The sequence below is a fragment of the Anaerotignum propionicum genome (assembly GCF_024461735.1).
GTDB lineage: Bacteria > Bacillota > Clostridia > Lachnospirales > Anaerotignaceae > Chakrabartyella.
Map to the genome: position 1 here is coordinate 354,875 of NZ_JANGAD010000002.1, position 20,918 is coordinate 375,792.

A 20,918-nucleotide genomic window follows, 5' to 3' on the forward strand; every position below is an offset into this window, starting at 1 on the left:
CAAAATTACTTCTCAAACTCTTCAATGATGACCTCTTCTTCAAATTTCACATCTTCCTGGGGCTCCTTTTTATCTCTGTTTCCAAAAACTGCCCCAAAGTTTAGCTTGTTTACCACTCCGGGAGCCATATCAATCAACTTGCTGACAGCATCCTGATTTTTCACATTAATGGTTTGTACACTTCCGTTTTGAATGACCAGAACGGCAGAGGGAGTGATTCTAGCGCCTACGCCACCGGCAGCGTTGACATTCTCCTTTGCACCTGCACCAGCACCTACCGCTACTTCAATCAGAGGCAGAAGGGTTAAATCTCCAATGGTAATTGCCTCGCCCACTACAGTTTTTGTGGAAACCAAAACTTCAACTTTATTAAAAAGTACGTCTACAGATTCCTTAAAATCTTTACCCATTTTGTTTTCTTCCTTTCCAAAGTTTAATTAAAATTCTGCGTACAGGTTTTGTCAAAATAAATGCCATCAGGCTATAAAGAAAATAACCAAATAAGATATTACCCTTTATACGAACCTCAATATCCTCAGCTACAAGTCTAGTAAAATCTGCCCTTACCTGAATATTTTTACCAAACTTTGCAGTTAAGATGCCTACCAAGCCCATAAAATACCCGGTATAATTGGGCTCACCCAACCCAATGGTGGCTTTCACTTTTAGATGATTGGGTAAGATTCCTTTTATCAGCCGTTTCAGCAATTTTTTTGCCGCCTGAAAAATTTCCATCTTACCCTCTATTTTTTGGAACTGATCCCAGTAAGAACGAAGCTTGTCCCTTGTAGAGGTTTCCTCATCGGGAGCATCTTCCTCATCCAGAAAGAAGTCTTTGTCTTCATCTTCAAAAATTATGGGTTTCACCTGTATCTCCGAAACTTTTACGCGCCTCACCTTTGGTCTAGTGGAGGGGGGCTCTTTTTTTATTGTTTCCTCAATAGGTGCTTTATCTGGGGTTTGCTCTGCTACAAAAATTGGTGCTTCTTCCGGTTTTGGCACAGGGTCTGTTTCAGCCATATAAACTCCTTGTGAGGAAGAGCTTTTTGTGGAAACGGCTTCTCTTGCCACAACAGTTTCCCCGGCTTTTATTGGTTGAGTGCTGGGACGGGCTTTTCTTTTTCGTACCTTTTTTTTCTTTGTTTTTTCACCCAAAGTAAACCAAAGAATTTTCACTTTAATTTGTGGTTCTGTTCCATAGATATAATTTCCCATGATGTGTATAAGACCGAAAAGCCATGAAACAGAAAAATCCCCCGTAAGGGTTTCCCTTTTTTCTGCTGCCAGGCCATATTTGATGGGGCATAGTAAAACCACTGCAATCAGAAAAATAAGCAGCAGAAAAATGCTTAGAAGCAGTATCCCTATGAACTTTAATACAGCCAATAGTATGCCTAACATGTTATTCCCCTGTCTTTATGCCCTTTAACAAAAACCAAGTCAATATCCAGATGAGAAGGGCGCCAGCAATGAACAGCCCTGCAATCCAGAAAGCGGTATCCCGAAAAAAACCTTCGGGTACAATATTTATCAATAAATCTGTATCCGGATTTAAAATCCAATCATCATTATTAAATAGTAAAAGGTGAAACAATGTAAAATACCGATTGAAATTATAAGCCATAAGCCCTGCTAATACACCAATCAAAGTCATAAACCCAAGAATTCCCCATTGAATTCCCTTGAGAAGACAACGGCCTTTTTTTAAATACAGCAGACACCCTGAAATAAGAATCACCAATAGAACTGACCAAAAACGTATTTTCTGGGCGTCAAGGAACAACTTTTGCACATCTTGCATATGTTTTTTTTCCTTAGCATTAAAAAACTCTCGTTCCGTATTTCCGATTTTTGTATAAATCTCCAAGTCTTCGCGATCGCCTTTTAAATAGTCCATCATTTCATCAGTTACTGTCAGCAAATCTTCCATCTCAATAGAGATTGCTTCTGTAACTTGATATTTTGCATATTCTTTTTCATAATAACCGTTCATGTAATAAGCCACAAACTCTGTGGAACTGATTAGTAAAATAATCATTAGTGCCAGACCTGCGAGAAAGCCCATTCCTTTATAAAGCGCTGTCATGCAATCCCCTCTATCCACGTTTTAGGATTTGATAGATCTTTTTGTTCTTTAACCGCTTCCTCCAAAATATATGCCATAAGCTCATAAGTCTCCCGTCTGCCGTTGGCAATACCCACGATGATACTTTCCCTTTGAGGGAACCTTCCTTTGCATAATTGCCATGAGGAAATGATTTCATACCGATTTTTTTCAAATATAAAGAGGATGCAATACAGGCGGGGCATTGGAATGCTTTTCTTAAGGGCATATATCACTGTTTCCAAGTCGCTGATATTTTCCGATACAAATAGTTCTTCTGCTAGCCTCAATTTGCCGTCGCCGCCTTCCTTCCATTTCTTAGAAATATTATAGCAGAATAAATGGGAAAAGAAAATACACAATAAACAGCACTTCTTTTTTATAAGAAATGCTTTGACTGTGGATAAAATTTATGATTTATATAGTGAAAAAGCCCGTTTTGCGAAGCAAATCTTATGCGTAGCAATCGGGCTTTTTCAGATTTGTAAAACTGGGGAGAATCCAATTTTTTCAGCAAGAGCCTTCGGTGTATAGATCCTAACGAAGGGCAGTTTCCAATTTGGATATTTGGTCATAGGGATAGTGCTGTAAAAGCTCTTTGTATTGTGGTGTTGTTAATCCTGGGGTTTGGGTGTAAATTGCAATTTTTTCATTTAAATCTGCCTGAATAAACTTAAGTTTTAATTTAGAAAATTCGTCTTTGTTCATACCTTCATTGCCTTCTTTCTTTGTTTTCTTTTTAAATACTTCGCTGAGTCCCATAAAAAACAAAAAGCCACCAAAGATTTTACGAAGCAAGTCGGCATCCATAGAAACGGCTGAAAAAGAACCCGCCGCCGCCCCTGCTAAACCAAGTATCGCCAATGGCTTTGTTGTTTTCCACAAAACATTTTTATTTTTTGTGTGGGTAATGAGTGCAACAACGGCTGTTGGGATAAAGTAAATTAAATTCACACCCTGTGCCTGATGCTGATTTAGTTGAAGAAGAAAGATTAATGCCGGTATCAAAATCGTACCGCCGCCGATGCCCATGCCGCTGATTATACCGGAGACAAAACCAATCACCACTACCCAAATCATAGTATCATCCTCACTGCCGCCACAATCATGAATAGTCCAAAAATCCGATGCAGCCAGATTCCGCTGAGCTTTGACAATAAACGTGCTCCAACAAAGCCTCCTGCAATTCCTCCCACTGATGCCCAAAGAGCAATGCTCCAAGCCACATCTGTTTTCCAACAATAAATAATTAATGACAGAAGGGATAGTGGCAGTATAATGCTGATTGCAGTAGCATGCGCCTTATGCTCCTCAACGTCCAAAAAGCGCTCCATTGCCGGCACAACAATGGTTCCGCCGCCAGAGCCAAATAAGCCGTTGGCAAACCCAGTGATTAAGCCGATGACTATTTGTTTCCCTTTTTTGTGCATGAAAATGACACCGCCTTTCTTTCGCTAGTATGGCGGGAAAATCCAGTAAATATGTATGCCTTGGAAAAAATTTTCTTAAAAACATGAAATATGCAGTATTATAATATTTAAGTTTTGCAATACTACTTTTTATATGGGTTCATAGGGCACCGATAAAAATCGGCACCCTATGATTGGTTCATTTAAATGCTGTTTTTATTAGCTGGCAACTGTAGCTGTGCTGTTGTCCAATGTGTTTCTTACGCCGTTTGTAACATCATGGCCTGCATTTTTCAGTCCTGTGCCCATATCACGTACATCGTTGCCTAAGGTAGTTCCAACGGTATTGTCTGTTAAAGGTCTTCCGCTGTTGATACCATAGCCATCCCAATATGCGGCGCCGCCGCTTGAGGTATAAGTCCCTGCGTTATATCCGTTATAGGCTCTGCCGTCGCTATCATAGTTATTATAGCCATAGCTGTTATAGCCATAACCATAACCATCTGTTGCACCGCCTAAGTTGTTAGCAGATTTGCCTTTGGTACAGCCACCAACGGACAACATCATAAGTGCTAACACTGTAATAAAACTGATTTTTTTCATAATAAATACCCTCCTTAAGCAAAAATAATTCTTTGCATTTATATTGTCTGACGGAAAGCGAAAAAAATCCTTCATTTTAACTGGTATTATGGGGATTTTTTGGTATAAATGTGGATAGATGGAGAAAACAAAAACTGATAAAATGTACGTTAATATTTTAGATTGCTGTATTTGTTCGTTTTGCAAGGACTTCTTCAGACAGATTAAAAAGGCGTATGAAAAATGAAAAAAAACATATGGTAGGAATTGAGGTAATTTTCATTCAATCGAAATCAAAATTAGGAGTATAAACGTTTCGTCTTTCTTAATTAAAGAAATAAAAAAATTTACATACATTATTATGTTTGGTGTAAAACTTTTTCAATTAGTAGAGCTGTGAAGCATGATTTAAGACATAAATAGAATCTGATAAACCCCAAAGGAGCTGTCGCCATGTTTGAAAGCAGAAAAAGCGGAATTCTTTTACATCCCTCTTCCATTCCCTCGCCCTTTGGTATTGGAGATTTTGGTGGGGAAGCATATCATTTTATAGATGAGTTGGCGGCGGCAAAGCAAACCCTATGGCAGATATTGCCTCTTTGTCCCGTGGATGGCAGTGGGTCACCATATCAAAGTACATCTGCTTTTGCAGGAGAACCCTTATTCATTAGTCTGGAGTTATTGGTTGATGAGGGATTACTTACACAAAATGAGGTACAAGCAGAACGGCAAGAAATGCTTCATTGTACAGATTATTCTAAAGCAAGAAAACTGAAAATGCCTTTATTGGGAAGAGCGTTTGAAAATTTTAAGGAAATAGAATATCCAAAAGAATATAAAGATTTTTTGGAAAACAATAAAGAGTGGCTTGAGGATTATGCGCTTTTTATGGCAATAAAGTCATTTTTAATTGCAAAAAGAGAAGCAGATGATAGCGAACTTTTGGAATTTCTAAGGGAAACAGAGGGTTTCTTAACTGAGGAAAAGGGAAAAGGATATTTCTATTCAGCTTGTTGGTGCTCTTTTTCAAGTGATGTTAGAGAGCGTCATCCGGAAGCCCTTGAGAGGTGGCGGAAAGCATTAAAGCATAACATACAATGGGAATGTTTCTTGCAATACTTATTTCATAAGCAATGGCATGCCTTAAAGAGTTATGCCAATGAAAAGGGAATTCAAATCATTGGAGATGCACCTATTTTTGTTTCCTATGACAGTGCCGATGTATGGGCAAACCAAAAAGCATTTCAATTAAATGCATTGGGCTTTCCCACAGTGGTGGCGGGGGTTCCGCCGGATTATTTCAGCGAAACGGGTCAGCTATGGGGAAACCCTTTGTATCAATGGAAGTATCACGAAAAAACAGGGTATCAATGGTGGATTTCACGTATCTGCAAGGCTTTGCAGGATGTGGATATTTTGCGCATTGACCATTTTAGAGGCTTTGAATCCTATTGGGAGATTCCGTTTGACGCAGTGGATGCCCGAGGGGGACAATGGGTAAAAGGACCTGGTAAAAAGCTGTTCCGAAGGCTGGAAAAGGCATTAGGAGAATTGCCCTTAATTGCTGAAGACTTGGGGATTATTACCGAAGAAGTGCATAAGCTAAGAAAGAAAATAGGGCTTCCCGGAATGCGTATTTTGCAGTTTGCCTTTGGGCAGGATAAAAATCACCCTTATTTGCCCCATTGCTATGATAAGAATACAGTGGTTTATACAGGTACCCATGATAATAATACCACCTTGGGATGGTATGAAAATGCAGGGGACAAAGAAAAGGATCATTTTCGCCGATATATGAATGTCACCGGTGATGCCCCAAATTGGGATATGATTCGCCTTGCCTTCGCCTCGCCTGCATGTTTTGCTATCATTCCTTTGCAAGACGTATTGGGTCTGGGAGAGAAATATCGTATGAATCAGCCAGGGACAGTAGAGGGGAATTGGTGCTTCACCTTTACGTGGGACATGTGGCAGGTTGGGTGTACAGAGGGGTTGAAATATCTTTCTGATTTGTTCGGTAGAAACTGTGGTTAGAATTGCTTTCTTTGACAAGTTATGCTAAAGTTAAGTCTGAATCAAGATACAAAACCCTATTATTTAGGAGGAAATAAATTATGTGTGGTATTTGTGGGTTTACCGGCCGTTTGGCTACATCAGAAGAAGTTTTGGAAAACATGAAAAATAAAATCATTCATCGTGGGCCAGACAGCGGTGGTTCCTATATTGATGACGGCGTTTCCATGGGCTTTCGCCGCCTGAGTATTATAGATTTAGAGGGTGGTCATCAGCCCATTTATAATGAAACAAAGGATATGGTTATTACCTTTAACGGGGAAATATATAACTATCAGGAGCTAAGGGAAGATTTAATCGCCAAAGGCCATGTAATGGGAAGTAACGCTGATACAGAGGTGCTTCTTCATGGCTATGAAGAGTATGGCGAAGATTTGCTTCCAAAGCTTCGGGGGATGTTTACCTTTGTTATTTGGGATGCCAAAAATAAAACCTTTTTTGGCGCAAGGGATTTCTTTGGTATCAAGCCTTTTTATTATGCAATGCAAGATGGTCAAATGATTTACGGTTCTGAAATCAAAAGCATTTTAGAATACCCTGGCTTTAAAAAAGAAGTAAATAATGAAGCATTAGAAAACTATTTGACTTTTCAATACAGTGTTTTGCCAGAAACCTTTTTTAAAGGTGTATTTCGCTTAATGCCTTCCCATTGCTTTACTTTTAAAAATGGGGAATTGAAAATCAAACGTTATTGGGAACCCAAATTCCAGAATGATGAAAACAAATCTTTAGATGAATTTATTGAAGAAATTGATGCCGCGATGCAGGATTCTGTGAAAAAGCATAAAATCAGTGATGTAGAGGTAGGCTCTTTCCTCTCCAGCGGTGTTGACAGTTCTTATGTTGCCGCTTCATTCCATGGAGATAAGACTTTTACCGTAGGCTTTGATTATGAAAAATACAATGAAATTGATTATGCAAAAGCGTTGTCTGAAAAAATTGGAATCGAAAATCATAGCAAGCTGATTACCACTGAGGAGTATTGGGATACCTTGGGCAAGGTTCAATATCATATGGACGAGCCTTTGGCAGACCCTTCTGCCATTGCATTATATTTTGTGAGCCAGACGGCAGCGAAACATGTAAAGGTTGCCCTTAGTGGAGAAGGTGCAGATGAATTTTTCGGCGGATATAATATTTACAGAGAGCCCCATGATTTAAGGCCATTGACCCGTTTACCAAGACCCATTCGAAAAGGATTAGGCGCCATTGCAAAATGCCTGCCAAAGATGAAGGGCAAAAACTATCTCATTCGTGGCAGTAAGGACTTGCAAGAGCGTTTTATCGGAAATGCTTTTATGCTAACGGAGGAAGAACGGGAACGCATTTTGAAAAAGCCAACAGGGAAGTATCATCATGCTGTTTTGACAAGACCTTTTTATGATAAAGTAAAGAATCAGGACGAAGTGACACAAATGCAGTATATTGATATTCACTTTTGGTTGATTGGAGATATTTTGCTGAAGGCGGACAAAATGAGTATGGCTCATTCCTTAGAGGTGCGTGTACCCTTCTTGGATCGTATCGTTTTTGATATTGCCCGTACCATTCCCACAAAATATAAGGTCAATGAAGAAAATACCAAATATGCTATGCGACAGGCGGCTCACCGATATTTACCTGATATGGTTGCAGAGAAGAAGAAACTGGGCTTCCCTGTACCCATTCGCATTTGGCTGAAAGAGGATAAATATTATCAGATTGTAAAGGATGCTTTTACCTCTAAAGCTGCTCAGAATTTCTTTAAAACAGAGGAAATTGTGAAGTATCTGGAGGAACATAGAGAAGGAAAAGCGGATAACAGCCGTAAAATTTGGACAATCTTTATGTTTTTGGTATGGCATAAGCAATATTTTGAAGAAGTTTAATAAGCATAAGTTAAAAAGCCCCGCTTGGAAGGACGCAGGAATAATCCTGTAGCCTTACAAGCGGGGCTTTTGTATGTTCATAATTCAAATGTTCAAGAATTTTTACGAATAATAGCTCATAGTTTTGAACCCTTTGTTTTTAGTGCAAGTGCCTCTTGGGGGGCTTCTTCCATTTGTGTAGGTGGTTGGGTCACCTCTTGGGAATTTTCTTCTTTCTTGGCAGATGGCTTTTTCAATTTTACCTCAGAAAGAATGACTGCTGAGAATACAACAATACCGCCAATGAGTATTCTTGGTGTATAAGGGTCTCCATAGAGAAACACACCGAAAATAAAGGCAAATAAACTTTCTGTAGAAAGAAGGATTGCCGTATGGGTGTCTGATGTATATTTCTGTGCCACATTTTGCAATGTAAATGCCACCGCTGTACTTATAGTTGCCAAATATACCAAAGACAACAAACCTGACTTTGGAAATTCTGTAGGGATGTCCTCAAAAAGCAGTGTCGCTATAATGGCAAGTACCCCTGTGGCCAGATATGAGAAAAAGGACATAGCAATAGGATTGCACTTAACAGCAAATATCCCTGTCATGACAACAAAAATTGCATAAGAAAGGGCGAACCCCAAAGATAAACTATCACCCAGCTCCATAGTGAGAGAGCTGTTTAAGGAAATCATACCAATCCCAATCATAACCAATATACCTGCAAAAAAGGATTTCAGCTTAGGGCGTTTTTTTAATACCAGCCAAGAGATAAATGGTGTTATGGCTGCATAGCTTGCAACAATGAAAGCTTGCTTTGATGGCGTTGTATATTTTAAGGCATTTACCTGTAATGGCATGACAAAAAAATAGAAAATACCCAAGATAAGACCGTATTTAATTTCTGTTTTTGTGCTGCGACGGATGGTTCTGCTGAAAAAGACAAATGTGACTAGAGCCGCAGAAAGAAATCGTATGGTTAAAATGCAAAAGGTGCTGAAATATTTCACAGCAACGTCTCCAGCAATAAAGCCGCCGCCCCAACAAACTGCTGCCAATAGCAGAGCCAAATCCGCCATTAGTACTTTCCGTTTTTCATTCATTTCTTGTTCCCCCTGTTTATCTCAAACTCTCACCACTATATCACCAAGAATATAGAATGGCAATCATTATTCTTAAAAGGATGAAAAGGGATTTTGTAAAAATAGAATATAAGATTTTTTCTGTTTTTTGAAGGTTTATGGAAGAAAATATGCTTTTGTGATATACTAAAATAGTAGGAAATGTATGGAATATGGTTTTTAGGATTGGGTTCCTCTGGTTTCATGCTTGCTCTTTGAAACGAGGACAGGTTTAGAAATGCAAAGCGATTGGTTTTGTGCATACCTTGCCGTAGGTAAGGGGCTTTTGCAAGCTGGTTCCCAATAGGCTTTGTATGTTTGATTGAGTGAACAATATAAAAAGGGGGTTTTTTATGAAATTTCAGTATTTTATTCCAACAAAGATTCTTTTTGGTTGTGGGCAGTTGGATAAGCTCCATAAACAGAAGTTGCCAGGCAAAAAGGCACTTCTTGTAATTTCCGGCGGAACGTCAGTAAAAAAATATGGATATTTGGCAAGGGTGCAGGATCAGCTGGATAAGGCAGGGGTAACCCATGTGATTTTTGATAAAATCCTTCCCAACCCCATTGAGACCCATGTTACCCAAGGGGCAGAATTGGCGCGCAAAGAGGGTTGTGACTTTGTGATTGGATTAGGTGGCGGCTCTATCATTGATTCTGCAAAGGCTATTGCTGTTATGGCTACCAATGAAGGTAATATTTGGGATTATATTTTTGGTGGAACAGGTGGAAGCAAAATGCCTGAAATAGCGCCACTGCCCATTGTTGCCATTACAACAACAGCAGGTACAGGCACAGAGGCTGATCCTTGGGCGGTGATTACCCATCAGGATAGAAATGAGAAAATTGGATTTGGATATGACAAAACTTTTCCTGTGCTCTCCATTGTTGACCCTGAGTTAATGCTGACAGTTCCTGAAAAACTCACAGCATATCAAGGTTTCGACGCATTATTTCATAGCACAGAGGGATATTTGAATAAATACACCAATCCGTTAAATGATATGTATGCATTAAAGGCTATTGAGCTGATAGGAAAATATTTGCCTACTGCTGTAAAGGATGGCAAAAACATAGAAGCACGGGAAAATGTTGCCTTAGCAAATACCCTTTCGGGAATGTCAGAAAGCATTGGCGGATGTATTTCCGAGCATGCCTTAGAGCATCCCTTGAGTGGTCACAATCCCAAGCTGGAGCATGGCGCAGGCTTGATTATGATTTGTGAGGCTTATTATGCATATTGGGCGGAGAGCGGTTTGGTAAATCAGCGCATGATTGATATGGCAAAAGCGTTAGGAAAGCAAGATGCCACAAAGGCTGAAGATTTTGTTGGAGCTTTGCATGACCTGATTGTTTCCTGTGGTGTAGAGGATCTGAAAATGTCCGATTATCAAATTTTAAAAGAGGATTTGAAGATGTATACAGAAGTGGCCTTTGAGACTATGGGTAGTTTGTTCAAAGCTGATCCCGGAGAGATGACTTTTGAGGACTGCTTGAAAATTTACGAGAAATCCTTTCAATAAGTAGTGGTGAGTTTCATGGGGATTTCAAAAAGCTTTGATTCAGAAGCAGGATGAATAAAGAAAGCAAAATAGAAAGAAAAACTTATTCATAAAAAAGGGAGATGAGTATTTGATGAAAGGGGAAAATTTATTTCTTCCCATTGCAACTCATACTATGAAAGAGGATATAAAAGAGATAGAGGTTAAGACACAGGATAAGACACAGGAAAACAACAGTAGGAATTCTCCCTGTCCGTGTTGTGGATGCAAAACCATTCCCAATCAGGGAAATGCAATGGCGTTTATTTGTCCTGTTTGTTTTTGGGAAATTGACTTATTTATTAATTCTGAAAATGAAACAAGTGACCAAAATCATGGTTTAACCTTAAACCAAGCAAGAGAGAATTTTAAAACCTTTGGGGCGGTACTACCTAGTTTAAAGGAATATTGCCAAAAGAAGGGTAGATAGAAAGGATTTCAAAGACTATGCGCAGATTGCTATGGGTGGTTGAAGTCCAATATAAAAAACGTATAAAAAAGGGAAGCTTTTTAAGCTTCCCTTTTTTATGAAATTATACGTTAAAACGGAATAAAACCACATCACCGTCTTTGAAAACATATTCCTTGCCTTCGGAGCGAACCAAACCCAGCTCCTTTGCCGCAGTGTTAGAACCTGCACGCACAAGGTCTTCAAATGCCACAACCTCAGCACGGATAAAGCCTCTTTCGAAGTCACTGTGGATTTTGCCCGCAGCTTGAGGTGCCTTAGTGCCGTTTGCAATGGTCCAAGCACGGGTTTCCTGGGGGCCTGCGGTTAAGTAGCTGATTAAGCCCAAAAGCTTGTAGCTTGCAGCAATCAAACGATCTAGGCCACTGGTTTCCACACCTAGCTCTGCTAAAAATTCCTTTTTATCGGCCTCATCCAAATCAGAAATTTCCTCTTCAATTTTAGCGCAAAGCACAAATACTTCACTGCCTTCGTTTTTGGCGTATTCCTTCACTTTTGCAACGTAAGGATTTGTTGCACCGTCATCTGCCAAATGGTCTTCCAAGACATTTGCGGCATATAAAACGGGCTTGGCTGTCAACAATGTGAGGGTTTCCACAAAAGCCTTATCCTCTGGAGTATCCATTTCGATTGCTCTAGCGGAGATTCCCTGCTCTAAGCCATCTTTAATTTTTTGCAAAAGATCCATTTCATGTTGAAGGGATTTATCAGCTTTTGCCATTTTGCCTGTTTTTGCAATTCGGCGTTCTATAATTTCCAAATCGGAGAATACTAATTCCAAATTGATGGTTTCAATATCACGGATAGGGTCAACAGAGCCATCTACGTGAATTACGTTGGTATCTTCAAAACAGCGTACCACATGGACAATGGCATCTACCTCGCGAATGTGAGAGAGAAATTTATTTCCTAAGCCTTCGCCTTTGCTTGCGCCACGAACCAGACCTGCAATATCAACGAATTCGATGACAGCGGGGATAATTTTTGCAGAATTATGGATTTCTGCCAATTTTGTTAAGCGAGCATCGGGAACGGTTACGATGCCCACGTTGGGATCGATGGTGCAAAAGGGATAGTTTGCCGCTTCTGCTTTTCCTAATGTCATTGAATTAAATAAGGTACTCTTGCCAACATTGGGCAGACCTACAATACCGAGTTTCATGTTATTCTTCCTTTCCATGGGTTTGACTCATACTGAAAACATTATAGCGAAAACGCAAAGGGTTGGCAAGGAAGAAGTGGATATGGCTTAATTATTTCGTGGCAAAACTGCTAAGATAGCTAAAAATAGGAATGCCATAGCGCCAAAAATGCAAAAATGCCGTGCTTCGGTTTTTGTCATATAGATTCCATCTGCCGGTGTTGGGTGAACATCTTTTACTGCTATACGATAATGCCTTCTTTTTCTGGGTTCCATTAATACCGTCTCCTTTACCATATTCTTAATTTAGTATAACCAATTTAAAAGCAAAATTCAAAAAAAACAGCCATATCTTGCTTTTCATATTTCAACTTTTTCATGACATACTAATGTAAAAGGGAGGCGGCGAAAAATGTGGAAAAAACTGTGCAGTATTATGTTATTAGCTATTGTTGTTTTGAGCGGCTGCCGTGGGACAGTCACAGAAAACAACTTATCCGGTGTTCATTTAGTGAAAGCGAATGAAAAGTTAGGGGAAAAAAGTCAGGCGGAGCGAGCCCAGAGTATTAAAGCCTTGCTTCATAATATTAACGGAATCACCGGAAATGCTGTAGTTGTGGAAGGGCACACGGCAATTATTGGGTTGCGCTTAGAAGAGGGAATGGAGAGCGACGCCACTAGATTGCGAAAAGAGGCAGATAATGTAGCTAGAGAGGCAGATGAGTTTATTAACAACACATCCATCACCACAAATGCTAATATTGTTTCTTTAATTGAAGAGATGGAACGAAAACGAGGTAAATGAAAAAGTGATTTTTGTACGGTAAAAAGGGATGAAAGCGTTGTATTGTTTTCAAGCCCTTTTTTCTTTGAGAAACCAAAAAAAGAGGTAATTTAACCCAATTATTGGTTGGGTGATTTCTGAAGCATTTAAAGAAATACCATGTTTTTGGGGATTTAAGAGAGGAAATAGAAAAATTATTTCCTTTTTATTCTATTTTGTAAGCACTTAATAAATCCTTAAGGTTGAAAGGTCTAGGCATGCAAAAAAAAATATGCTAAACTTGTCAGTAAGAGTAAATTATGGAATCGCCATAAAAAATAAGGGGGTAAATTCATGAAGAAGAAAATGGCACTGGCTTTGTCAGTGGTGATGGCATCTTCCTGTATGAGCGTAACAGGGTATGCCGCAAATTTTAAGGATATTAATGATGTGCCTTGGGATGGTGCAAAAACTGTGATCAATTCGGTGGCCGATTTAGGTCTGCTCAGTGGTTACGAAGATAACACCTTTCGTGCCCGCAACAGTGTTACATATTGTGAAGCAATCCAGATGCTTTATGCAACGTTGCAAAGATCAGGTACTGCAAAGCAGATGGATGCGGCGGATCACTACAAATATATTTCCTTTTTGCAGGGGTATAATATACCTACATGGGCGCAGGCTGCTGTTGCTTATGGGTTGCAAAACAACATTATAACCACAAATGACATGGTTAAGTTTATGAGCGGAAAAACCAGTAATTTTGCAACAAGACAGGACGTTGCGAAAATGTTTGGGAATGCCCTTGCGATACGCTACGATGTTGACAGAAGCATGAAGGCAGCTGTTGCGTTTAAAGATTTTTATCGTATCTCTGATGACAGTGCTATTTTGGTCGACCTTTTGGCTCGCCTAGGCATTGTGAGTGGAGATAACGGAAATAATTTTAACCCAACAAATAATATTAACAGAGCAGAAATGGCAGTTATGCTGGACAAGACCTATAATTTGTTGAAAAACGGAGTGGAGACAACAGGAACCATTACCGAGTTTGAAGATTCAGGCAGTTATTATAAAGTAACGATCAAAACAGACGCTGGGACCAGCTTGGATTTTCATGCCGTACCAAACCTTGTGAAGGTTTATAGTGGCAGTGGAAATTCTGAGTTGGCAATGTCTCGTTTGAATGCAGGGGATAAAATCAGCTTTGCATATAACGGTGGTTCTTTGGAATCAATCCGTGTTATGGATGGTTCTTCCACCCAGCAGAAATATAATATTACGGGCTATATTACAGCTTTAAAAAGTGGAGAAATCAGAATTGAAAACGAAAATACAGGGTTAGCTGAAGTTCTAGCTTTTGATGGTAGCTGTGTATTCTATTTAGATAACAAGAGTGTGAGAAAATCAGAGTTGGAAGCAAAATTAAAAGATAACAGCGATAAACATGCTTATGCTGGAATAAATACAAAAACAACGGTGGAAAAGGATAAAGACAGTAGTGGAAATTCCACACAGGTTGAAAAAACATATGTAACAGAAATTTATGTTTCCTTTGCTGATGAATATACACGTACAGGCGTTGTGGATAAAATGGAAACCAATTATATTTCCTATAAGCCCACAGATTCAAGCTCCACTAACATGACCTACTTTGCTTCCGATTGTAAGTATTATATTGGTGACAAGTCTGTTTCCCAGTCTGACCTTAAGTCATTGGCAAATAGCGGAACTGTTTATGTAAAAATTACAATAAATAAAGAAGATAAAGCATCCAAAGTTGTTTTGTCAGAGGAAAGCTTTACTGCGGATAGCAACTCCTCAGCAAAAATCTATGATGTTAAGGACTTAACAGAATCTCAACTGGTTGTAAATTCCGGTGGAGATAAAATTACATATAAATTTGGCTCAACCAATTCCATATCCAATATTACCTTCTATACTTGGGATGAGGATGATAAGGAGTGGGTAACTGTTAAGGTTTCCAATGCAGAGAGCTATTTTGATAAAAATGACAGAGCAAGTAAAAATGTATTCTGCAAGATAGAATTTAACAGCGGTGGAAAGATTAATAGAATATATGTATCTACCAAAAAGTCAGCATGGTCTACAGGTAGTGAATCCAGTGCGGAAAGAAAAGCAGAAGTAGATTCCATTTCGGATAATACATTGAAATTTAAAAATTCAACGGTATCCTACACCTTACTGAATCAGTACAACGTGAAGATTAACCCGGACAAGGATGTTGATGCAATAACCGGAACTGTAAATGGAGCTTTAGTAAAAAATCCTCTGTCTATTTTAGGCGGGAAAACAAGCTCATTGACTCTTTTCAGAAAAATGGTAGAGGCCAGTGATGTTACCGTATATGCTGAAATAAAGGCAGATGGAAATAACGTTATTCAATCCATTGAGGCAAGGCCTACCGCTGCCAAAGGAAAGCTGGTTTCCTATGATGCGGATAAAAAAGAATTGGTGCTTGATTGTAATGGAAAAGAGATAACTTTCATAACTACAAGAAAGCCTAGCACCGGCACTGATGATTATACATATGAGGATTTGGAAACTTCAGGTTACATAGGTTCCATCCTTTCCTTAACCTTTAATAGTGATGGCATTGTTACAAAGATTGCTGTAAATGAAAATGCTTATGAAAAGGGGAAGGTAAGTGTAAAAGGAGTTGCTGAGTCGGCGAAAGATGGTCTGAAATTTAAAGGCAAATCCAAAGTATATTCTTGGTTGGGTCGTTCCAACACAGAAATCCATAATTACAGCTTGGAGTCATCCTCTCTGGATCGTGTAAAGGATGCCATTGATGACAAGGACATTACTGTTTATGCAGAGGTTCGTTTGACCGAAAAAGAGCAAGTTGACAGAATTAACGTTTATGTACAAGATGCAGAAGGTAAATTCGAGGAATTTGATGAAAGTAAAAATACAGTACGTATTATAACAGATTCAGGAAATAGATTTACTTTCAACGCTGTAACTAAGCCAACCATTAGCATTAGTGGTGTTGCATCGGGCAAGTGGAATGATTTGGCTGTAGGCAAATCGGTGAAATTAACCTTCAACAGTGATGGTTTATTAAAATCTGTAGAGGGCTGATACTTTACATTAAATGAATAAAGTGGGTGGCCGAAAATATTTTGGGCATCCCAAATGAAAAAACTCCCTTGATTAGTTGGAACATTGTATCAAGGGAGTTTTTGTGTTTACATGAAAAAAACAAGGGGGCAATTTGCCCCCTTGTTTTTTTGATTATCAGAGATAATCCTTCTTTTTGCTTTGTAGATTGCTGCCACAATAAAAATAAATAAAAAATGGGTGTGCCGATAAAAAATCGGTTTTATCTAAGTTTATTGGATTACAATGTAATAAGAACAATAAGACCAGCATAAAAAAACAGCCCAAAAAGCTGAATCTCCAATCGGAATCATTTAATCAAACCATTGTAAAACAAAATACAAAGACCAAAAGTACAAGGTTTATTATAGCTAAATTTGTGCCAACTGTCAATTGTAAGAAATGGGTATTGATAATTTCCGACCAATCCCTGTATAATAGATGAAATAGTAAGGAAATAGGAGTTGATGAATGATGAGATATGAAGGAACAGTATACAGACCACCCAGTGAAGCAGGCAGCTTGATTATTCAGTTTACCATTGGATGTGCCAGAAATACTTGTACGTTTTGCAACATGTATAAAGATAAAAAATTTCGCATCCGCCCGTTAGAAGAGGTTGCTCAGGATTTGGAGATGGCAAGGAATTATTACAACAGGGTGAAGGTGCGCCGCATTTTCTTAGCAGATGGAGATGCACTGATTGTTAAGACAGATGACCTGCTCTACATTATTGGAAAATGCCACGAGTATTTTCCTGAGGTGGAGCGTATTTCCGTTTATGGTGCCCCTAAGGATATTTTGAATAAAACCCCTGAGGATTTACGCCGATTGAAGGATGCAGGCTTGGATATGGTTTATATGGGTCTGGAAAGTGGTGCTGATGAGGTTTTGAAGGATGTTAAAAAGGGTGTTACCTCTGCAGAAATGATTGAAGCGGGGAAAAAAGTGAAGGAAGCGGGCATGGTTCTTTCTATGACTATCATTTCGGGCTTAGGCGGCAAGAAATATTGGAAAGAGCATGCTTTGAGTAGTGCAAGAGTGATTTCTGCAATCAAACCTGAATTTGTTGGTTTCTTGACTTTAATGGTAGAGCCAGGGACAGAAATGTATGACCAAGTGGGAAGAGGGGAGATAGACCTTTTGAATCCCCAAGAGGTTTTGGATGAAACGGAGTTGTTTATTCGTAATGTAGATGCTGAGGGTACCGTTTTTCGATCCAATCATGCCTCAAACTATACTGCATTGGCAGGCACGTTAAATGGTGACAAAGATAAAATTTTGGCGCAGATTGAAACCAGTCGCCGTCGGAGCACATTCCGTCCCGACAGCTACAGAGGAATCTGAGCTTGCAGGTAAGGAGTAGGTAATATGGCATGGCTGGGATTTGTCACCTTGATGACAATATATTGGTGTTTTTTTCTTTCCGTTGTTTCAGGCAGATGGAGATGGCTTGTAATATGTATTTGGCTGATGCCTATTTTTGCAATGACCATTCATCATGAAAACAGTGGTGCTGAAATAAATGGTCTGATGGTATTGATCTGTATTGTAATGTTTCTGGTCTGCAGACATGGCTTGTTGGATGTAAAACTATGGAATACAAGGGTTAGAAAACGGCACAATATTTTGTTCGGTTTGTTATATTGCATTTTGTTTGCCATGTTTCTATATTCTTTCGCTCAGGCACAGATTCATGGTTATATGTTGAATATTCAGGGCTGGAAAAGTGACCGTGGCATTGTATGGACGATGCTGCTTACCATAACCCCGATGCTTGCCATAAATTGGTTTTTCACCAGAATGGTATTTACCACAATTGAAAGACTTTATTGCAAAAAAAAGGAACTAACCCTTCTTTCTTGTCGATTTTATATTGCCAATGAAAGTGGCGTAGAAAAGGGAATTGGAAAAGGTTATTTTTTAGAAGGCATTCAAAATGGAGTGACCTATTATTTCAGAATGACTCGCCGTACCTATTATATGCTGAAAAATGAGGCGGTGCTTAAGCTGCAACTAAAGGTGGGGCTTTTTGGCGGACACTATGTAACAGAATTGGATTCTGCTCAATATTTAAAGCAAATAGGAAAAAATGACCGACGGGATGCAAGACTTGGCATTGCAGGATGTATTCTCGTTGCGATATGTGGCATTTGGCTTTATTGGTTTCGGATGTAAAGGGAACTGTCATATATCAACCCGTTCCATAACATAATATAAGTAAAAAATAGAAAAGCCTGAATTGTATCGGTACTTAAGTAACTTGCTGCCGTGAATTCAGGCTTTTTTTGTGGTTTATCATATCTCATGATTTTTCGTAAAGGCTAAAAAAAGATTTTTTTGCTTGTCATTCTTTCTAAGGAAAAAGCATGGATTTTCTCTCTCTTTCATATGCTGAAAGGGGAGGAAGTGAGCGTATGGCAAAGAAGCTTTTGGGAATCCTATTGGGATATATTATATTGGCAGTCATTCTTTTACCCTTGCTGATAACTTTGCTTTGGGGAGGTTTCTCTAAAGAAGAAGTGAAAGAAGCAAAAAAATTGGTTCGTATTGAAGATGTTTTTTCGCCAGAGCTTGAAGACTATATTGTAGGTGTAGTATCTGCGGAGATGCCTGCCTCCTTTCCTGAGGAGGCATTAAAGGCTCAGGCTGTGGCTGCTCGTACATATCAAGTGCGCAAGATGCAAGAAGTAGGAACCGACCGAGTGATTTATGATGTAGGACAAGCTTATAATTCTGTTGCAGAACAAAAGAAAAAATGGGGCGCAAATTATATTGAAAATGCAAATAAAATCAGAACGGCAGTAAAGGAAACCCAAGGGGAAATCATGGTATATGGTGGAGAGCCGATATTGGCTGTTTTTCATGCCCAGAGTGCAGGTAAAACGGAGGCCTCAGAAAACGTATGGACCAGTGCATTGCCTTATTTAAAAAGTGTGGATAGCGAAGAAGATAAGAAAGCGCCAAATAATGAATACACCTGTACACTTTCCGCAAAAGATGTTTGGAATAAATTGTCCGCATTTGGAAAGCTGAGTCAAAGCGAGGCAGAACTCAGCTTTAGCAATATAGAGAGATCAGACGCAGGGTATATTCAAAATGTAAGGGTTGGTGGAATGAACTTAACGGGCTTGCAGGTTCGTCAGGCTCTGGGACTGCGCAGTGCCAATTTTCAGGTGGAGCGCAAGGGAGATAGTTTTGTTTTTGTAACCCATGGTTATGGACATGGTGCAGGGATGAGCCAATATGGAGCTTCTTTTTTAGCTCAGGAAGGCATGGATTATCGGGAAATATTATGTCATTATTATCAGGGGATTTCATTTGAAAATATTGCATAAAAGCCAAAAAGGCTGGCAAGAATAGCCTTGGAGGTGCATTATTATGAAGAATAAGAATAAAAGAACAGCAATGTGGACCGCAACAATTTGTGGTTGCCTGTGCTTATTGGCGGTTGGTGCAGGAGTAGTTTGGCAAGCTATGGATTATAAAGAGGCAGTACCGCCAACCTCACAATACCAGGCAAATGCAGGCCCTGAAAATGCGTTACAACCTGTTACAATGGCACAAACCCCTACTGTAGAGGAGACCAAGAATCAGAAAAAGGCGAGCGGGACACCTGCTGATCAGCAGACACCTGCACCGAAGGCCACATCACCTTCCGCCCCTGTTTTTAGCTATCCTGTAAAAGGGGAAATTGTAATGCCTTATAGTGTAGATAGTGCAATTTATGATCCTACGCTAAATCAGTATCATACCAATGCCAGTGTAAGTATCTCAGCAGCGGCAGGTGACCCTGTGCAGGCGGCGGAAAATGGAACTGTAAAGGAAATTATCAAGGATGAAGAAAAGGGTACAAGTTTGGTTATCGAGCATGAAAACGGGTGGCTGACTACATACAGTCAGCTGGCAGAGGATATTTCCGTTAAAGTCGGTGAAGCTGTAGAAAAGGGACAAGCAATTGGCACTGTAGGTGAACCTACAAAATATACCATTGCTTTAGGTAGTCATGTTGAATTTGCGGTTGCAAAGGATGGGGAACCCGTTGACCCTGCAAAAGCGGTTCAAGACGAATGAAATTCCTAATTTGGAAAGAAAATTATGTAAAAAAACAATTTTTTACAAAAATGCCTTTACGAATATTTAGAAAACAGCTACAATGAACGGTAGGAAGCTGTTTCCAAAGATAGGGGGGTATGGATATGCAACGTTTTTCTATCTTAAAAGGAGATATCGTAAAGGCAAAAACCGATGCGATTGTGAATGCGGCTAACACGTCCCTTTTGGGGGGCGGTGGTGTAGACGGCGCAATTCATCGAGCCGCCGGTGCAGAGCTTTTAGCTGAGTGCAAAACCCTTGGCGGATGCAAAACCGGTGATGCAAAAATTACAAAGGGCTATAAACTCAAAGCGAAGTATGTGATTCATACGGCGGGGCCTATTTGGAGAGGTGGGAAATGGAACGAGGACCAGTTGCTGAAAAACTGCTATGAAAACTCGTTACAACTTGCCAAGGAGAATGGTGTGAAGACCATTGCTTTTCCATCTATCAGTACAGGGGTGTACTGTTTTCCTGTGGAGCGGGCGGCAAAAATTGCGGTAAAAACTATATGCGATTTTTTGAAGACCGACACTTTCTTTCAACAGGTGCTTATGATTTGCTTTGATGAAGATACCAAAGAGATATATTTAAATGCGCTAAAAGAATACAGCGAAAAAAGCTGATATTTTGCTTTACAG

Annotated in this window: 21 protein-coding genes; 11 read left to right on the forward strand and 10 right to left on the reverse strand. The window is 39.5% G+C overall.

The features are described from left to right. Nucleotides 1-5 precede the first annotated feature (5 nt). The 7 genes from NE558_RS04270 to NE558_RS04300 form a co-directional block, all read right to left on the reverse strand. On the reverse strand, nucleotides 6-410 hold the full coding sequence (locus NE558_RS04270) for a GerW family sporulation protein (RefSeq protein ID WP_256148671.1): 405 nt from the start codon (nucleotides 408-410) through the stop codon (nucleotides 6-8). Then, the gene (locus NE558_RS04275) at nucleotides 403-1,401 is read right to left on the reverse strand and encodes a hypothetical protein (RefSeq protein WP_256148672.1); all 999 of its coding nucleotides are present in this window, start codon (nucleotides 1,399-1,401) and stop codon (nucleotides 403-405) included. Before NE558_RS04275 ends, NE558_RS04270 begins: the two co-directional genes overlap by 8 nt. Nucleotide 1,402: 1 nt before the next feature. Beyond that, nucleotides 1,403-2,086, reverse strand: a complete 684-nt coding sequence (locus NE558_RS04280) for a TIGR01906 family membrane protein (RefSeq protein WP_256148673.1) — start codon at nucleotides 2,084-2,086, stop codon at nucleotides 1,403-1,405. Beyond that, nucleotides 2,083-2,394 carry a hypothetical protein gene (locus NE558_RS04285; RefSeq protein ID WP_256148674.1) on the reverse strand — a complete coding sequence of 104 codons (312 nt, stop codon included), beginning with the start codon at nucleotides 2,392-2,394 and terminating at the stop codon, nucleotides 2,083-2,085. The genes NE558_RS04280 and NE558_RS04285 overlap by 4 nt, the downstream gene beginning before the upstream one ends. A 247-nt stretch (nucleotides 2,395-2,641) precedes the next feature. After that, nucleotides 2,642-3,184 carry a sulfite exporter TauE/SafE family protein gene (locus NE558_RS04290; protein WP_330643378.1) on the reverse strand — a complete coding sequence of 181 codons (543 nt, stop codon included), beginning with the start codon at nucleotides 3,182-3,184 and terminating at the stop codon, nucleotides 2,642-2,644. Continuing rightward, nucleotides 3,181-3,534, reverse strand: a complete 354-nt coding sequence (locus tag NE558_RS04295; protein ID WP_256148675.1) for a sulfite exporter TauE/SafE family protein — start codon at nucleotides 3,532-3,534, stop codon at nucleotides 3,181-3,183. The genes NE558_RS04290 and NE558_RS04295 overlap by 4 nt, the downstream gene beginning before the upstream one ends. A 198-nt stretch (nucleotides 3,535-3,732) precedes the next feature. Beyond that, nucleotides 3,733-4,116 (reverse strand): hypothetical protein, encoded by a 384-nt coding sequence (locus NE558_RS04300; protein ID WP_256148676.1) that lies wholly within the window; start codon nucleotides 4,114-4,116, stop codon nucleotides 3,733-3,735. 432 nt (nucleotides 4,117-4,548) lie between these two features. Here NE558_RS04300 and malQ point away from each other — a divergent pair, with 432 nt between their 5' ends. Next, nucleotides 4,549-6,129 carry a 4-alpha-glucanotransferase gene (gene malQ, locus NE558_RS04305; protein WP_256148677.1) on the forward strand — a complete coding sequence of 527 codons (1,581 nt, stop codon included), beginning with the start codon at nucleotides 4,549-4,551 and terminating at the stop codon, nucleotides 6,127-6,129. Between the two features lie 80 nt (nucleotides 6,130-6,209). Then, nucleotides 6,210-8,036 carry an asparagine synthase (glutamine-hydrolyzing) gene (gene asnB / locus NE558_RS04310; RefSeq protein ID WP_256148678.1) on the forward strand — a complete coding sequence of 609 codons (1,827 nt, stop codon included), beginning with the start codon at nucleotides 6,210-6,212 and terminating at the stop codon, nucleotides 8,034-8,036. Nucleotides 8,037-8,152: 116 nt separating this feature from the next. Here asnB and NE558_RS04315 read toward each other — a convergent pair whose 3' ends face one another. Beyond that, the gene (locus tag NE558_RS04315; RefSeq protein WP_256148679.1) at nucleotides 8,153-9,124 is read right to left on the reverse strand and encodes a DMT family transporter; all 972 of its coding nucleotides are present in this window, start codon (nucleotides 9,122-9,124) and stop codon (nucleotides 8,153-8,155) included. 371 nt (nucleotides 9,125-9,495) lie between these two features. Here NE558_RS04315 and NE558_RS04320 point away from each other — a divergent pair, with 371 nt between their 5' ends. Then, a complete protein-coding gene (locus NE558_RS04320) occupies nucleotides 9,496-10,665 on the forward strand; it encodes an iron-containing alcohol dehydrogenase (protein WP_256148680.1) in 1,170 nt (389 codons plus the stop codon). A 112-nt stretch (nucleotides 10,666-10,777) separates the two neighbouring features. Next, nucleotides 10,778-11,113: a CPCC family cysteine-rich protein gene (locus tag NE558_RS04325; RefSeq protein ID WP_256148681.1), complete on the forward strand. Its 336-nt coding sequence runs from the start codon at nucleotides 10,778-10,780 to the stop codon at nucleotides 11,111-11,113. A gap of 103 nt (nucleotides 11,114-11,216) precedes the next feature. Here the strand turns inward: NE558_RS04325 and ychF are convergent, their stop codons facing one another. Further along, a complete protein-coding gene (ychF, locus tag NE558_RS04330; RefSeq protein WP_256148682.1) occupies nucleotides 11,217-12,314 on the reverse strand; it encodes a redox-regulated ATPase YchF in 1,098 nt (365 codons plus the stop codon). An 87-nt stretch (nucleotides 12,315-12,401) separates the two neighbouring features. After that, nucleotides 12,402-12,569, reverse strand: a complete 168-nt coding sequence (locus tag NE558_RS04335) for a hypothetical protein (RefSeq protein ID WP_256148683.1) — start codon at nucleotides 12,567-12,569, stop codon at nucleotides 12,402-12,404. Nucleotides 12,570-12,705: 136 nt separating this feature from the next. On the opposite strand from NE558_RS04335, the gene NE558_RS04340 reads away from it, so the two are divergent. The 7 genes from NE558_RS04340 to NE558_RS04370 all read left to right on the forward strand — a co-directional run bounded on the left by NE558_RS04340 (nucleotide 12,706) and on the right by NE558_RS04370 (nucleotide 20,903). Then, nucleotides 12,706-13,098: a YhcN/YlaJ family sporulation lipoprotein gene (locus NE558_RS04340; protein WP_256148684.1), complete on the forward strand. Its 393-nt coding sequence runs from the start codon at nucleotides 12,706-12,708 to the stop codon at nucleotides 13,096-13,098. 312 nt (nucleotides 13,099-13,410) lie between these two features. Beyond that, a complete protein-coding gene (locus NE558_RS04345; protein ID WP_256148685.1) occupies nucleotides 13,411-16,164 on the forward strand; it encodes an S-layer homology domain-containing protein in 2,754 nt (917 codons plus the stop codon). A gap of 489 nt (nucleotides 16,165-16,653) precedes the next feature. Next, nucleotides 16,654-17,529 carry a radical SAM protein gene (locus NE558_RS04350; RefSeq protein ID WP_330643379.1) on the forward strand — a complete coding sequence of 292 codons (876 nt, stop codon included), beginning with the start codon at nucleotides 16,654-16,656 and terminating at the stop codon, nucleotides 17,527-17,529. A 24-nt stretch (nucleotides 17,530-17,553) separates the two neighbouring features. Further along, nucleotides 17,554-18,360, forward strand: coding sequence for a hypothetical protein (locus NE558_RS04355; RefSeq protein ID WP_256148686.1), 807 nt, complete (start codon nucleotides 17,554-17,556; stop codon nucleotides 18,358-18,360). Between the two features lie 239 nt (nucleotides 18,361-18,599). Further along, entirely contained in the window at nucleotides 18,600-19,520 is a 921-nt protein-coding gene (gene spoIID / locus NE558_RS04360) for a stage II sporulation protein D (RefSeq protein WP_256148688.1), read from the forward strand. Nucleotides 19,521-19,563: 43 nt separating this feature from the next. Beyond that, the gene (locus NE558_RS04365; RefSeq protein WP_256148689.1) at nucleotides 19,564-20,256 is read left to right on the forward strand and encodes a peptidoglycan DD-metalloendopeptidase family protein; all 693 of its coding nucleotides are present in this window, start codon (nucleotides 19,564-19,566) and stop codon (nucleotides 20,254-20,256) included. 125 nt (nucleotides 20,257-20,381) lie between these two features. Next, on the forward strand, nucleotides 20,382-20,903 hold the full coding sequence (locus NE558_RS04370; protein WP_256148690.1) for an O-acetyl-ADP-ribose deacetylase: 522 nt from the start codon (nucleotides 20,382-20,384) through the stop codon (nucleotides 20,901-20,903). Nucleotides 20,904-20,918: the final 15 nt, after the last annotated feature.

Bases quoted from the DNA above. Each gene is read 5' to 3' on its own strand.
- NE558_RS04355 (WP_256148686.1), top strand. From the start codon at position 17,554: ATGGCATGGCTGGGATTTGTCACCTTGATGACAATATATTGGTGTTTT.
- NE558_RS04370 (WP_256148690.1), top strand. From the start codon at position 20,382: ATGCAACGTTTTTCTATCTTAAAAGGAGATATCGTAAAGGCAAAAACC.
- NE558_RS04350 (WP_330643379.1), top strand. From the start codon at position 16,654: ATGATGAGATATGAAGGAACAGTATACAGACCACCCAGTGAAGCAGGC.
- NE558_RS04340 (WP_256148684.1), top strand. From the start codon at position 12,706: ATGTGGAAAAAACTGTGCAGTATTATGTTATTAGCTATTGTTGTTTTG.
- asnB (WP_256148678.1), top strand. From the start codon at position 6,210: ATGTGTGGTATTTGTGGGTTTACCGGCCGTTTGGCTACATCAGAAGAA.
- NE558_RS04345 (WP_256148685.1), top strand. From the start codon at position 13,411: ATGAAGAAGAAAATGGCACTGGCTTTGTCAGTGGTGATGGCATCTTCC.
- NE558_RS04320 (WP_256148680.1), top strand. From the start codon at position 9,496: ATGAAATTTCAGTATTTTATTCCAACAAAGATTCTTTTTGGTTGTGGG.
- spoIID (WP_256148688.1), top strand. From the start codon at position 18,600: ATGGCAAAGAAGCTTTTGGGAATCCTATTGGGATATATTATATTGGCA.
- malQ (WP_256148677.1), top strand. From the start codon at position 4,549: ATGTTTGAAAGCAGAAAAAGCGGAATTCTTTTACATCCCTCTTCCATT.
- NE558_RS04280 (WP_256148673.1), bottom strand. From the start codon at position 2,086: ATGACAGCGCTTTATAAAGGAATGGGCTTTCTCGCAGGTCTGGCACTA.
- NE558_RS04295 (WP_256148675.1), bottom strand. From the start codon at position 3,534: ATGCACAAAAAAGGGAAACAAATAGTCATCGGCTTAATCACTGGGTTT.
- NE558_RS04315 (WP_256148679.1), bottom strand. From the start codon at position 9,124: ATGAATGAAAAACGGAAAGTACTAATGGCGGATTTGGCTCTGCTATTG.
- NE558_RS04275 (WP_256148672.1), bottom strand. From the start codon at position 1,401: ATGTTAGGCATACTATTGGCTGTATTAAAGTTCATAGGGATACTGCTT.
- NE558_RS04365 (WP_256148689.1), top strand. From the start codon at position 19,564: ATGAAGAATAAGAATAAAAGAACAGCAATGTGGACCGCAACAATTTGT.
- ychF (WP_256148682.1), bottom strand. From the start codon at position 12,314: ATGAAACTCGGTATTGTAGGTCTGCCCAATGTTGGCAAGAGTACCTTA.
- NE558_RS04300 (WP_256148676.1), bottom strand. From the start codon at position 4,116: ATGAAAAAAATCAGTTTTATTACAGTGTTAGCACTTATGATGTTGTCC.
- NE558_RS04325 (WP_256148681.1), top strand. From the start codon at position 10,778: ATGAAAGGGGAAAATTTATTTCTTCCCATTGCAACTCATACTATGAAA.
- NE558_RS04335 (WP_256148683.1), bottom strand. From the start codon at position 12,569: ATGGAACCCAGAAAAAGAAGGCATTATCGTATAGCAGTAAAAGATGTT.
- NE558_RS04270 (WP_256148671.1), bottom strand. From the start codon at position 410: ATGGGTAAAGATTTTAAGGAATCTGTAGACGTACTTTTTAATAAAGTT.
- NE558_RS04290 (WP_330643378.1), bottom strand. From the start codon at position 3,184: ATGATTTGGGTAGTGGTGATTGGTTTTGTCTCCGGTATAATCAGCGGC.